General features: G+C 37.8%; 12 protein-coding genes. 11 read left to right on the forward strand and 1 reads right to left on the reverse strand.

All coding sequences use genetic code 11. The features are described from left to right. Positions 1-69: 69 nt before the first annotated feature. Positions 70-879, reverse strand: coding sequence for a DUF1189 domain-containing protein (locus tag FE005_RS10290; protein ID WP_138371735.1), 810 nt, complete (start codon positions 877-879; stop codon positions 70-72). 134 nt (positions 880-1013) lie between these two features. Between FE005_RS10290 and FE005_RS10295 the strand changes: the two genes are divergently transcribed. From FE005_RS10295 to FE005_RS10345, 11 genes are all read left to right on the forward strand, one after another. After that, positions 1014-1457, forward strand: a complete 444-nt coding sequence (locus FE005_RS10295; RefSeq protein ID WP_081131315.1) for a GtrA family protein — start codon at positions 1014-1016, stop codon at positions 1455-1457. A 75-nt stretch (positions 1458-1532) separates the two neighbouring features. Next, a complete protein-coding gene (locus tag FE005_RS10300; protein WP_003126946.1) occupies positions 1533-2141 on the forward strand; it encodes a superoxide dismutase in 609 nt (202 codons plus the stop codon). 226 nt (positions 2142-2367) lie between these two features. Continuing rightward, a complete protein-coding gene (locus FE005_RS10305; protein ID WP_003126947.1) occupies positions 2368-2568 on the forward strand; it encodes a cold-shock protein in 201 nt (66 codons plus the stop codon). A gap of 105 nt (positions 2569-2673) precedes the next feature. Further along, the gene (gene tagD / locus FE005_RS10310) at positions 2674-3075 is read left to right on the forward strand and encodes a glycerol-3-phosphate cytidylyltransferase (protein WP_003126948.1); all 402 of its coding nucleotides are present in this window, start codon (positions 2674-2676) and stop codon (positions 3073-3075) included. 168 nt (positions 3076-3243) lie between these two features. Then, positions 3244-4299: an ABC transporter ATP-binding protein gene (locus tag FE005_RS10315; RefSeq protein WP_003126949.1), complete on the forward strand. Its 1056-nt coding sequence runs from the start codon at positions 3244-3246 to the stop codon at positions 4297-4299. Positions 4300-4345: 46 nt separating this feature from the next. Further along, positions 4346-5155 (forward strand): ABC transporter permease, encoded by an 810-nt coding sequence (locus tag FE005_RS10320; RefSeq protein WP_003126950.1) that lies wholly within the window; start codon positions 4346-4348, stop codon positions 5153-5155. Positions 5156-5434: 279 nt separating this feature from the next. Further along, positions 5435-6532 (forward strand): LCP family protein, encoded by a 1098-nt coding sequence (locus tag FE005_RS10325; protein WP_138371736.1) that lies wholly within the window; start codon positions 5435-5437, stop codon positions 6530-6532. 298 nt (positions 6533-6830) lie between these two features. After that, positions 6831-8951: a penicillin-binding protein 2 gene (locus tag FE005_RS10330; RefSeq protein ID WP_081131318.1), complete on the forward strand. Its 2121-nt coding sequence runs from the start codon at positions 6831-6833 to the stop codon at positions 8949-8951. Positions 8952-9256: 305 nt separating this feature from the next. Beyond that, complete coding sequence (locus FE005_RS10335; protein ID WP_003126954.1) at positions 9257-9538, forward strand: hypothetical protein; 282 nt, start codon at positions 9257-9259, stop codon at positions 9536-9538. A gap of 3 nt (positions 9539-9541) precedes the next feature. Then, positions 9542-11578 (forward strand): sodium:proton antiporter, encoded by a 2037-nt coding sequence (locus FE005_RS10340; protein WP_029486972.1) that lies wholly within the window; start codon positions 9542-9544, stop codon positions 11576-11578. Between the two features lie 121 nt (positions 11579-11699). Continuing rightward, the gene (locus FE005_RS10345; protein ID WP_138371737.1) at positions 11700-13604 is read left to right on the forward strand and encodes an ABC-F family ATP-binding cassette domain-containing protein; all 1905 of its coding nucleotides are present in this window, start codon (positions 11700-11702) and stop codon (positions 13602-13604) included. The last annotated feature ends 10 nt before the right edge of the window (positions 13605-13614 follow it).

Raw genomic sequence — 13614 nt, forward strand, 5'->3', positions numbered from 1 at the left:
CTTTATTTTAGTGTATCAAAGAACGAAGAAAAAACCATGCGCAAAGATCTATGCATGGTTGGATAGTTACTAGCTTTTTAATTGGATTTTAGGCGAACCTTTGACGCCTTGAGTGAATAGAAACAGTGCTGCGAATAAGATAAATGTTGTCCCATCAAAATTTGGTACGAATAGTTGGATCAGCACACTCAAAATTGTTGGTAAAGCAGCACTAACGATTAGTATCTTAAGGTTTTCAAAAAAGCTGTAAGAAAAAAGTTTTAGTTTTGTATAGATAGTTGCAATAAATGTACCCATGATCAATGTGATTAATAAATTTAAAAATGTAGGGTAGAGCGCTACTAAGAAAACAATAAGTTGTAGCCACCAAGGAATTTGATTGCTGCTCAGAGTTTCCCGAATCTTTTTGCCATCTAAATTTTTAAATGCTGGTTCATTATAAGAAAATTTTAATTGATTTGTATCTAAGAATGATGTGGAAAGTCCTGTTCCAGGGAAACTGACAACAATTTCTTTTTTTAATAGTCCCACACTCAACACATTTGCAGTGGCATCTGAAGCAATATCGGTAGCGTTGCGCTTTCCTTCAGGGTCGAAAGTAAAAATGATAGAGTCGGTTTGATAGATAAACCCTTCTCCTTGTCCTTTCGTTGTTAATTGCCCATTTTCAATCGAAAAATTGGGGATTTTTTGCGCAATTTTTTGACTATCTCGCTGGAAATCCTGAAAGATATCATTGACTTGCAAAGTGATTGGTACGGCTAAAATAACGGTAGCTCCAAGTAGAAAAAGAATCACTTTTGAAAAAGCAGCGTCTTTTACATATTTGAGATTTGGGATTCGAATAAATGCACTTTTTAGCATTTGTATGATTGTCATTTGTTTAACTCCTTTTATGTAACTAAAAATAATTGTAACGAAGGCAGCAACAGAACACAAGGACTTATGACAGAAAAGTCCGATTATCTCTAAAGTGTTCTTTGCTGATTAATGAGTAGAATTGGAGATCGAGTATGGAAAGTTTAAAAAATGTGAAAAATAAACTACAAGAAAAAAAATTATGGGAGCCGTTAACGTATTTAATTTTTGGTGGATTAACTACTTTAGTCAATTTAGTTGTTTATTTTCTCTTTAGAGAAATCTTTGATTTTCATTATATGATTGCCAATGTGATTTCTTGGGCAGCTTCTGTGTTGTTCGCATTCTTCACGAATAAGATTTGGGTCTTTGAAGCAAAAAGTGAAACAAAAAAAGAATCATGGCTTGCCTTTTGGAAGTTTCTTTTCTTTAGGGTCCTTTCGCTGGGATTGGATATGGCTTGTATGTATCTATTGATCAGCGTACTAGGAACCGGCGATTTTATCGCTAAGCTTGTTACACAAATCGTTGTCGTCCTAGCAAACTATGTTTTCAGCAAGTTTCTGATTTTTGCACCAAAAAAAGTTGATAAAAAGTAAGCATATGTTTTGATGAACCACTTTTTATCTGATAATGTTACTTATGTAATCACTATCACTGAGGAGGAATTTTTTATGTCTTACACATTACCAGATTTACCTTATGCTTATGATGCATTAGAACCTTACATTGATGAAGAAACGATGCATTTGCATCATGACAAGCATCACAATACTTACGTCACAAATTTGAATGCAGCAATTGAAAAACATCCTGAATTAGGTGAAAAATCAGTTGAAGAATTACTTGCTGATTTTGATTCGGTGCCTGAAGACATCAAAACAGCTGTCCGTAATAACGGTGGTGGTCATGCAAATCACAGCTTTTTCTGGGAAATCTTGGCACCAAATGCTGGTGGTGAACCAACAGGAGCCATCAAAGAAGCCATCGAAGAAACATTTGGCAGCTTTGCTGATTTCAAAGAAGAATTCAAAACAGCAGCAACTGGCCGCTTTGGTTCTGGCTGGGCTTGGTTAGTCATCAAAGATGGTAAATTAGCGATCACTTCAACTGCGAACCAAGATTCACCATTAATGGACGGTCAAACGCCAGTTTTAGGCTTAGATGTTTGGGAACATGCCTACTACTTGAAATACAAAAATGTACGCCCTGATTATATCAATGCTTTCTGGAGTGTTGTTAATTGGGATAAAGTAAATGATTTTTATGCGAAAGCAAAATAATCATTAAGTAAGGGAATTATTTTTAATCAGAATAAAACTATCCCAACGATAAAAGAAAGCACGTTGCATCTTAGCATCAGCTTCGTGTTAACCATAAGTTCTAACTGCTACCTTTGATTCGTTGGGGGTAGTTTTATTTTTTGAAACATATTGCTAACGCTTTCATTTTCAGCTATAATATTGAAGACGGAAGCGTCTTATTTTAATTACTGGAGGATTTACACGCATGGAACATGGAAAAGTAAAATGGTTCAATAATGAAAAAGGTTTTGGGTTTATTACAGTTGATGGCGGAGATGATGTCTTTGTTCATTTTTCTGCGATCCAAGGAGATGGCTTTAAGTCTTTAGAAGAAGGTCAAGAAGTCGAGTTTTCGATTGTCGAAGGCGCCCGAGGACCGCAAGCGGCAGAAGTCACGAAAATCTAAACTAGAACAAGCTGAGGGGGACCTCAGCTTTTTTTGATTTGCTATTTTCGGCCAAATTTGTTATCTTCAGTGTATTATAAATAGATTAAAAATGAGGGATATTTGATGAAACGAGTAATTACTTATGGAACATTTGATTTGCTCCATTATGGTCATATCAATTTATTGCGCCGAGCAAAAGAACAAGGAGACTATTTGATCGTGGCATTGTCTACGGACGAGTTCAATTGGGATGAAAAACAGAAGAAATGCTACTTTTCTTATGAAAAACGTAAACAGTTATTAGAGGCTATTCGCTATGTTGATTTAGTTATTCCTGAAAAAAACTGGGAACAAAAAGTTTCTGACGTCAAAGAGTACCACGTGGATACTTTTGTCATGGGTGATGATTGGGCTGGTAAATTTGATTTCATTCAAGAAGAAACAGATGCCGAAGTTGTTTATTTAGCTAGAACGCCTGAAATATCAACGACACAGATCAAAAAAGACTTAAAAATAAATAATTAATACTTAAAGCATAAAAGGTATCTTTAAATGGTGCCTTTTTTTGTACACTATTTCCGTTTTTTTCTTAAAATTTATTAGATGTTTTTCGTTGTTTATTTTGTCTTAGAGGAAAATATGATATGATGTAGCTTGAGTTGTAGCAAATGAATAGAATTTCTTTGAGAATGGATGAAGAAAGTGGAAAAAGAAATAAAAGTTCGTAGTACTTTGGTTACAAAGGAATATGACCTATACAAAAAGAAATCAGACAAAGTGAAAGCATTATTCAAATTTTATCATCGAAATGTTCCGCGTTTTTGGGCATTAAAAGGCGTTAGTTTTGAAGTGCGTGCAGGAGAGTCTGTAGGGATCATTGGGATAAATGGTTCTGGAAAATCAACGCTTTCAAATGTGATCAGTGGCATTATTCCTCCAACATCAGGCACAATGGAAGTCAATGGCGATACGTCGATTATCGCAATTGGAGCCGGATTAAAATATCAATTGACAGGTTTAGAAAATATTCGTCTAAAAGCATTGATGTCTGGAATGACCAATAAAGAAATCGATAAAAAAATGGATGAAATCGTGGCATTTGCCGATTTAGGTGATTTTATTAATCAACCTGTAAAAAGCTATTCCAGTGGGATGAAGTCACGTTTAGGGTTTGCCATTGCTGTTCATAATGATCCAGATATTTTGATCATTGATGAAGCTTTATCTGTTGGAGACGAAACTTTTTATCAAAAATGTGTGGATAAAATCATGGAATTCAAAGAGTCCGGCAAGACTATTTTCTTTGTCAGCCATGCTTTAGGACAAGTTGAAAAATTATGTGACCGTACAATCTGGATGCATTACGGCGATTTGCGCATGTTCGGTCCGACTGAGGAAGTAATGGCGGAATATCGCAAATTTATCGACTGGTTCAAGAAGCAACCGAAAAAAGAACAAAAAGCTTACCAAGATAAATACAAAGAAAATCAAAAGGCATTTAATCTAGAAAAATTAGCTGAAAAAAGCCAAGATGATAGCTTGCTGAAAGAGCAGCATCTATCTGAACAAATGATTCAGAAGAACCTTAAACGAACTCCTTTAGGTGAGAAGATGACGATTCCAACTAAAGGACTTTTGACTCTTGCGATAGTAGGAACACTGTTTTGCTCTCTTGTTTCTTTCAGTGGCAGATCCATTAGCTATGCGCTCAAGCATCCAGTTGATGCAATTGTACAAGTTTTCAAGTAAAGATAACTATTTCTTTATTTAGTTTAGATAGAAAAGGAAGAGTTTAGTGAAAGAAATTGCTGCAGTAATAAAAGAACAATTTAATCATGCGGGAATTATTTTCCGTATGTCTCGATACGAGGACAAAGCAACCTATCAAAGCCACTATCTTGGTCTTGCATGGCAAATCTTGAACCCTGCGATTCAAATTGGCATCTATTATTTAGTCTTTGGGCTAGGCGTCAATGGTAATCGGAAAGTAGATGGCGTACCATTTATTATTTGGATGTTGATTGGGATCACAGCTTGGTTTTATATCAATTCTTCGGTACTTGGAGCGTCCAATAGTATTCACCGACAAGTTGGTATGGTAGCCAAAATGAAATTTCCAGTAAGTATCTTGCCGTCAATCAATATTATCAGTAACTTGTCATCTTATATCCCTATGGTAGCTATTGTGATTGGCTCGCTCTTATGGGCGGGAGTAACGCCGTCCGTTTATTGGTTGCAATTTATTTATTACTTTATTGCGATGGTTATTTTCTTATTTGCTTTCGGATTATTAAATGCGACCATTACAGTATTGATACGTGACTATCATATTTTCTTACAATCAGTATTGCGTTTGTTGTTTTATGTTTCAGGACCAATTTGGGATATCAATAATCGAAATATGCCGGAATGGTTAATTAAGCTATTACGTTTAAATCCCTTTTATTATTTGATTGAAGGCTTTAGAGATGCCTTTTTATCACGTGGTTGGGTTTGGGAAAAAACGACCTACACCTTAATTTTTTGGGGAATGACTTTAACACTATTGATAATAGGTAGTCATCTACACATGAAGTTTAGAGCGCGATTTGTGGATTATATTTAAGTATAAAAAAACTATTTTTCAATTAATACAAAAAACTATCCGAAGGAATGAAGGGGTCTGTTAAAGCGAGTCTCTTACTTTCCTTAGGATAGTTTTTTTAGATGTGTTAATGAATAGGGATGTACGCCGTTAAAAGTTAAAATAACAAATTCTTTATCGTTTCATTTTTGTTGCAAACGTGTTAAGATTCTGTAATAAAACAGAAGCAAGATTGCTGAATTTGTAAAATTGTGGCAAAATTTAAACGATTACCTAATAATGTTGTGATAGAGGTGTAGGATGCGTTTATATCAAAAAGTAATTTTAGGATTGTTGGGCTTGGTGGCAGTAAGTGTTGTCGGTGTCACTGTCTATGGAATGAAAGTATACGATGATACGAATAAAACGTTCAATAATATTACGCAAAGTGCGGATCGTAAGACGAAAAAACGTGAAACGGCAGTAAGTATTGAAGATAGAGAACCCTTTTCGATTCTTTTGCTTGGGATTGATACTGGAGCGTTGGGGAGAACCGAACAAGGGCGTTCAGATAGTATGATGGTCGTTACGGTTAATCCTGCCAAGAAACAATCAACGATCGTTAGTCTTGACCGTGATATCTACACTCAAATTGTTGGGTATGGCACGTTGGATAAGCTGAACCATGCATATGCCTTTGGTGGCGAAGCAATGTCGATGGATTCCGTTGAAAATCTGTTAGACATTCCTATTGACCATTATGTTACGATTAACATGCAAGGTATGCGAGATTTGATCGATGCAGTTGGAGGTATCGAAGTCACTAATAAAATCGATTTTACTCTGGAAGGGGTGCATGTGCCTAAAGGAACCATTACTTTAGATGGGAAAACCGGTCTTGCCTATGCACGCATGCGAAAACAAGATCCGGAAGGCGACATTGGACGTCAAAAACGGCAAAGAGAAGTTGTCACTAAGATCGTTAAAAAAGTAATGAGCTTGGATGGCGTCAGCAATTATCAAAAAATATTAAAAGCTGTTGAAAAGAATTCAAAAACAGATTTGACTTGGGATGACATGATGGATATCGCTACCAATTATTTGCCTGCGTTCACGACAATCGATCAAGAACAATTGCAAGGTGAAGGCCAAATGATGAATGGGGTCTATTACCAATTATTAGGTATCAATCAATTGCTGGAAATGCAAAATAAATTGAAAGAACAACTGAATCTTCCTACCAGCGAGACTTTGTCTCAAGGAGATGAACATACTGATGGTTATACAAACTATCAATTGTACGACGATACGAATTACAATAGTGAAGAAAACTCAAATGAGAATCTAGGTGAACCGTCAGACATTTATGATGATGGAGCCGGGTATCAGGAAGATACTGGCGATTACTCTGGATATTAATAATGAAAACCAAAGCAAACGGTCATTGATCGTTTGCTTTTTACTTTTCCACAGATGGAAGTTAGAAAAATGTGTTTCACGGGATTAAAATTGGAAAAGATTAAGAAAGCTTAAAGTGTAGCAGATTTTTTCTCAACAAAAAAATCTTTTTGCGTAACTGTGAAACATTACAGTGGATGAGAACGAATTCTTATAATTTTCTCTAAGGATACTTGGATAATTTTGATTTCTTCTGTTTATATTGAAAATTTTTGGTAAAATAAGACGGTAAGCAGTTTGTAATGAGAGGATAGAAGAGATGAAGAATCTAAAAGATAAAGTCATTAAGAATATACGAAAAGGGCCTGAGGAGCCTAAGACAAAATCTTATCGCAAATCCCATGTTCCCTTTCGATTGAATTTTCTCTTTTTTGTGATTTTTGGTCTTTTTGTTGCGTTGATCGTGCAATTAGGTTATTTACAAATCGTGAATGGTGATAATATTGAGAAGCAATTGAAAGCTTCATCCGTGGTAGAAGTCAATGGCAGCTCTCCACGAGGAATGATTTATGATGCATCTGGCAAACCGCTTGTCAAAAATCAAGCCAATGCAGCCATTACCTTTACAAGAGGAAATAAGATGACAGCTGAAGATTTATTGAAGACTGCACAAAAACTAGCTACATTGATCGATATTCCAATCGATAAGAATCTGACAGAGCGGGACCTGAAAGATTTTTGGTTGGCAGATCCTGAAAATTTGAAGAAAGCGCAAGATCAATTAAGTTCCAAGCAAAAAGCGCTCGGGGCTTCTGAACAGTATGCGGCAACTGTCGATAAAGTAACGGATGAGGATATTGCCTTTAATGATGATCAGTTAAAAGTAGCTTCCATTTTTAAACGAATGAATAGTGCACAATCTTTAAGCACTGTTTATTTAAAAAATTCTGATGTATCTGATGAAGAACTAGCAATTGTGGCTGAGAATATGACCGAACTTCCCGGAGTTTCGACCGGCACAGACTGGACTAGAAAAATTGTTGAAGGCAGTTCATTGGCAAGTTTGATCGGAACTGTGACAACAGAAGAACAAGGGATCCCTGAAGAAAACTTGGATGAATATCTAGCGAAAGGGTATGCTCGTAATGATCGTGTAGGACGAAGCTATTTAGAGAAGCAATATGAAGAAGTCCTTCAAGGATCAAAATCAAAGTCTCAAATCACATTAGACAATAGCAATAATATTGAAAGCCAAAAAGAAATCTATGCGGGCTCTAAGGGAGATAATCTTGTACTGACGCTAGATGCCAAGTTCCAAAAAGAAGTTGATGAAATCTTACAAGATAACTTTAAGTCTTTGATGGATTCAGGAGCTGCAGAATACTCGCCTGGAGTCTATGCTGTTGCGATCAATCCTAAAACTGGCGGGATTTTGGCAATGTCAGGTTATCAACATGAGGCAGAATCAAGCAAATTGCAAGAGAATGCAATCGGAACCTTCATCAATGCTTTTGTTCCAGGGTCTGTAGTCAAAGGTGGTACGTTAGCAGCTGGTTGGGAAAATGGTGTCTTGAATGGGAATGAAGTCTTATATGACCAACCAATCCGCATCGGCTCTGATGTCAAAGCTTCGATCTTTAACCCGACAGGAGCAAACAATCGCAATTTGTCAGCTGAACAAGCCTTAGAAGTTTCTTCCAACTCCTACATGATGCAGGTTGCTTTACGCTTGATGGGCATTGAGTATCAGCCTGGAATTTCAATTCCAACAGTTGATCGTCAAACAGAAGCCTACAGTAAGCTGCGTACAGCCTTTGCCTCTTTTGGGATGGGGACGAAAACAGGGATCGATCTTCCTGGCGAAGCAACAGGGATCAGCACACCTGTCGACAAATTAGATACGGTCAGTGATGGCGGTAAGATCCTGGACTTAGCCTTCGGACAGTTTGATACCTATACGACATTACAATTGGCTCAATATGCAGCAACTGTGGCCAATGGCGGCCAACGATTGCAGCCACATATCGTTTCGGGTATCTATGGGAATGATGAAACCGGTGGTTTAGGAAGCTTGAAATCAGCGGTAGAACCTACCGTTTTGAACGAAGTTGGTTTAACTACTGATCAGATGAAAATCATTCAAAATGGATTTTATGATGCCGTTCATGGAACAGATGCTTGGGCTACAGCAACAGGACTAGCTTCTGCTAAAATGGAACTTTCTGCGAAAACGGGTACTGCGGAGACACCGATTGTCGATGAAAATGGCAAAACCATCAATCTGGTCAACCTAAATATTGTTGCTTATGGACCAAGTGATGATGCAGATATAGCAGTTGCAGTGGTTTTACCACAGGTTAAATCTTCAACTACTTCGCATCCAAACGTAAAAATCGTGAAAGAAATCATGGATGCTTACTATGATTTATATATGAAATAAGCAAGGCATAATCGTTGAATGAGTAAGAGGGAGTTGATGAACGGTTCGTTCGCTGATGATTTTCCAAATCAGTGAAGGACGGTTCATCAACTTTTTTTATAGCAAAATACTTTCTATCGGAATTATTAAGAGATTATCAATAATTCGGAGAGAAACCTCTTTTTTAGTAAGTGGGTCTTGCTATTTTTGGTTGAATGGCATAGAATACTCTCGGTCAACAAGAAATGAAAAAGCAGGATTGGTTTCAATCATTTTTCATTTTAACTGACTTCTATTATAATTGACTAGAATTGCAGGGGGCTATCATGACGAAGCAATGTTTAACGAAACAAGAATTGATGGAACGCCTAGGGGAGTTCTCACCAGCAGAAAAAAAAGAAATCCGCGAATATTTGCAACGGAAGAATCCATTGCTGTTTCGCAAATTTGAACGCATGAAACATGAATTATTTCGTCTAGAATCAAGACGGATTCAATGTGAAATCGAAAAAAATGAAAAGGAGTTGAATCAGCTCGATCATAAGATTCTCATGAAAAAAGAACATTTTCTTGAGTTATTAATCGCAATTCGAAAGAAAAGAGGATAATGGATGGAATTTATTGAACTTATCATCATCATCGCGATCCTCGTGACCTTTTCAAATATTGTCAGCAAAATACTGCCATCAGTACCGATTTTCTTCATTCAGATTATCTTAGGCATTCTGCTAGGATTGACTGAAATGGGACAAGAAATCGCATTTGAACCAGAGATGTTTCTAGTGATGATCATTGGACCGCTATTGTTTCGAGAAGGAGAACGAGCCGATGTTCCGGAAATCTTGAAGAACAGTAAGATCGTTTTGTTTCTGGCCTTTGGCGGTGTTTTGCTGACCTTATTTGCAGTGGGAACGACACTGCATTGGCTGATGCCATCGATTCCTTTGGCTGCTTGTTATGCTTTTGGCGCTGCCTTAGGACCAACAGATGCGGTAGCCGTCTCATCTTTAGCGAAACGCTTAAAAATTTCCAAGAACATCATGCATATTTTAGAAGGCGAAGGTCTTTTGAATGATGCTTCCGGGGTAACAGCGCTCCAATTTGCTATCGTTGCTTTAGTCACTGGTAGCTTTTCTGTTATGGGGGCTGGCTTTCAATTGCTTTTTTCGAGTATTGGCGGCGGCTTGATTGGTTACTTGATCGTTTGGTTAAAACGGCGGATCATTCGCTTTATTGAAAAAATATCTGCCCAAGATGTCACTGTTTATCTGTTGATCGAACTACTATTGCCTTTTGCAGCCTACTTGATTGCAGAAATGGTTGGAGTATCTGGTATCATTGCGGCAGTTGTTGCCGGTGTAGCGCAAGCACAAAGAAGACGACGAGTCTCTTTGTTCGATGCGGAACTAGCCAATATCTCTGAAAGTACGTGGTCAACAATTGTATTTACGTTGAACGCCCTTGTTTTTTTATTTTTAGGGATTGAACTTTCGCAAGTATTTTCACCCATTTGGGAAAGCAATTCTTATGCAAATGGTCATTTAGTCTTGACCATCGTAGTAGTAACACTCGTTATCTTCTTCATTCGTTTCTTATTCCTTCTTTTTTATTATCAGTTTTTACAATCAAAAAAAATCGTGGACTTGAAGCAAGTAGCTTTGTTGACCTTTGGAGGGGTCAAAGGAACGGTCAGCTTAGCGGCAATTTTTATCTTGCCTGTAACGATCAACGGTGACCAATTTGAAGCCCGCAGTTTGCTCTTATTTTTGACGGCTTGTGTCATCTTAGCGACTTTAGTGATCAGTGTACTTGTCTTGCCCTATTTGGCAGATGGTGAAGCTGCCGAATCTGTTGATTTCAATCAGTTGCTGATTTTAGAAGAAGTCATCCAGATCTTGGAAGAAGAAGAGAAAGAAACTACGGATGCCAAAGAGCGCTTAGCGACAGATGCAGTAATCAATACTTATGAAAATCGACGCTGGGAATTGTATCGCAATAGTTTAACTGATTCTGAAAAGCAAGAGATACAGGAAATTCAAGGATTGATTCTATCCATTGAACAGGATGGTTTGGATGAAGCCTACCGAAAAGGTGAGGTTAGCTCCAATGGGTATCGCTTTTATTCCCGGTTCATTTCGCAGCAGCAGCATTCGTTAGCAAAACAGTTCTTGTCTTTTTTCAGTTTTTGGCTTTTGATCATTCAACGTTTTGTACGGATCATTTTTCATCCCAAGCTGTTTTGGCAGCGCCAGCAGCAGCTGAAGGATGCATTGAAACAAAGAGATATATCAGAAGTACAAAAAATCTATATCAAAAACAGTGATTATATTTTTCATAGTTTAAGCAACTTAGAAGATGTCTACGATTCATCTTTGATCAACTTCTTTATACGTCAAAGGGAAATGAGCTTAAAGCGTTTTGAGCATAATAACTTCATTGAGACCATCATGATTGAACAAGAACCGATTTTTGTCAAAAAAGTTTTACGAGGCTATTATTTAGAACGAAAAACGATCGATGAATATGAGGTAGCCGAAAAAATTCCAACAATCTCTGCAAACGAATATCGACGCAACGTAAATCTCTTGGAATCTTATGCGATGGCTCGCGCAGATGAACAGCCGAAACAGCGAATGTTTCGTAGATAAAACAACAACTTCTTCGTCTCAGGTTTGAGATGGAGCGGTTGTTTTTTTCTTTTTTCTTAAAGACCCTGTCATGCTTATGTGGTACAATGGGCGAAGAAAAATAGATCTCAGGAGGGATTCTGTGAAAGAATTAAAAGTAAGTGAGCTTACAAAAACTTACGGCGATAAAACATTATTTGATCAGCTTTCTTTTCTGATACATGAGAAAGACCGGATTGGCTTGATTGGTGTCAATGGGACAGGCAAATCAAGTTTACTGACGATCTTGGCTGGAATTGAAGCCGGAGATGGCGACCGTCCCTCTGTTTTTAAACCACAAGATTATCGAATCGGCTTTTTGGCGCAAGAAAGTCAATTAAAAGAAGAATTATCGGTTGTTGATGCGGTCTTCCAAGGAACAAGTCCATTAATCAAAACCGTTCGTGACTATGAGAAAGCTTTGATTCAGCTGGAACAAAATGGCTCAGATCCTACAGTGCAAGCTGCCTACAGCAGAGCAGAAGAAGCTATGAATAAAACAGATGCTTGGAATACGGATACAACGGCAAAAATTATTTTGCAGAAATTAGGGATTTCAGATTTAAAACAACCAGTCAATGAACTTTCAGGTGGGCAAAAAAAACGGGTGGGGTTAGCGCAAGTGTTGATCGATGAACCGGATTTACTATTGTTGGATGAGCCGACGAACCATCTTGACTATGAAGCTATCCAATGGCTAGAAGGCTATTTGAAAAACTATCGCGGCGCACTGATGATGGTCACTCATGATCGCTATTTTCTTGACCGGGTAGCCAATCGCGTGTTTGAACTCTCTTTTGGTAAACTTTATGAATATCAAGGAAATTATGAGGACTATTTATTAGCCAGAGCAGAAAGAGAACGTATTGAAGAAACCCAAGAAGAAAAACGGCAACAGTTATATAAGCACGAGCTGGCATGGATTCGGACAGGCGCCAAAGCGAGAACGACTAAGCAACAAGCGCGAATTGATCGTTTCGACGATTTGAAAGAGAATATGAACCAAGTCAAGCGGAATGGAGAAGTGCAGATTGATGTTGCGACCTCACGTTTAGGTAAGCAAGTGCTGGAAATCAAAGAAGGTAGTTATGCAATTGAAGGCAAACCAATTCTATCTCAATTTGATTTATTGATTCAGTCGCGAGAACGTTTAGGCATTACTGGTGAGAATGGTGCAGGTAAATCAACCTTGCTGAATGTGTTGGCGGGACGTCTCTCATTAGATTCAGGAACACGGATTATTGGCTCAACCGTCAAATTAGCTTATTATACGCAAACCAATGAGACGATGGATCCGGAACAGCGAATGATTGCTTATTTACAAGAGGCAGCAGAAGAAGTAGAAAAAACAGATGGTGCCCATGTCAGTGTAGCGGAAATGCTGGAACAATTTTTGTTCCCCCGTTTCATGCATGGAACAAAGATCGGTAAATTATCTGGTGGTGAAAAACGCCGCCTATTCTTATTGAAATTATTGATTGGTCAACCAAATGTTCTATTGTTGGATGAGCCAACGAATGATTTGGATATTGATACATTAACTGTTTTGGAGAACTATCTTGAATCATTTCCTGGTGCCGTAATTACAGTTTCTCATGACCGTTACTTTTTAGATAAAGTTGCTGAAAAATTACTTATTTTTGAAGGCAATGCGCAAATTGTTCGCTTCTATGGTTCGATAAACGAATATTTACAAAAGGCAGCAACGAAACAGGGCACAAAGAAAACTGCAGCCTCACAACCTGACAAAGGGCTACAAAGCAAATTTGTTTCCGAAAAGCCAGTCAAAAAGAAACTAAGCTACATGGAACAAAAAGAATGGGCAACGATCGAAGATGAGATTGCTCTGTTAGAAGAACGAGTCGACGCACTAACTGAAGCGATGAATCAGCAGGGGGATGACTTTACGAAATTACAGCAGCTCCAAGCAGAAGTTACAGAAACAGAACAATTGTTAGAAGAAAAAATGACACGCTGGGAATATTTAAGCGAGTTTTCAGACGACTAATAAGGAGGCC

The sequence above is a fragment of the Enterococcus sp. M190262 genome (assembly GCF_005843965.1).
In the GTDB taxonomy this organism is placed as follows: domain Bacteria; phylum Bacillota; class Bacilli; order Lactobacillales; family Enterococcaceae; genus Enterococcus_D; species Enterococcus_D gallinarum.

What these genes read in the sequence shown, in the direction of transcription:
- FE005_RS10295 (WP_081131315.1), top strand. Translation starts at nt 1,014, where the DNA reads ATGGAAAGTTTAAAAAATGTGAAAAATAAACTACAAGAAAAAAAATTA.
- FE005_RS10335 (WP_003126954.1), top strand. Translation starts at nt 9,257, where the DNA reads ATGACGAAGCAATGTTTAACGAAACAAGAATTGATGGAACGCCTAGGG.
- FE005_RS10300 (WP_003126946.1), top strand. Translation starts at nt 1,533, where the DNA reads ATGTCTTACACATTACCAGATTTACCTTATGCTTATGATGCATTAGAA.
- FE005_RS10305 (WP_003126947.1), top strand. Translation starts at nt 2,368, where the DNA reads ATGGAACATGGAAAAGTAAAATGGTTCAATAATGAAAAAGGTTTTGGG.
- FE005_RS10330 (WP_081131318.1), top strand. Translation starts at nt 6,831, where the DNA reads ATGAAGAATCTAAAAGATAAAGTCATTAAGAATATACGAAAAGGGCCT.
- FE005_RS10315 (WP_003126949.1), top strand. Translation starts at nt 3,244, where the DNA reads ATGAAGAAAGTGGAAAAAGAAATAAAAGTTCGTAGTACTTTGGTTACA.
- FE005_RS10290 (WP_138371735.1), bottom strand. Translation starts at nt 879, where the DNA reads ATGACAATCATACAAATGCTAAAAAGTGCATTTATTCGAATCCCAAAT.
- FE005_RS10325 (WP_138371736.1), top strand. Translation starts at nt 5,435, where the DNA reads ATGCGTTTATATCAAAAAGTAATTTTAGGATTGTTGGGCTTGGTGGCA.
- tagD (WP_003126948.1), top strand. Translation starts at nt 2,674, where the DNA reads ATGAAACGAGTAATTACTTATGGAACATTTGATTTGCTCCATTATGGT.
- FE005_RS10340 (WP_029486972.1), top strand. Translation starts at nt 9,542, where the DNA reads ATGGAATTTATTGAACTTATCATCATCATCGCGATCCTCGTGACCTTT.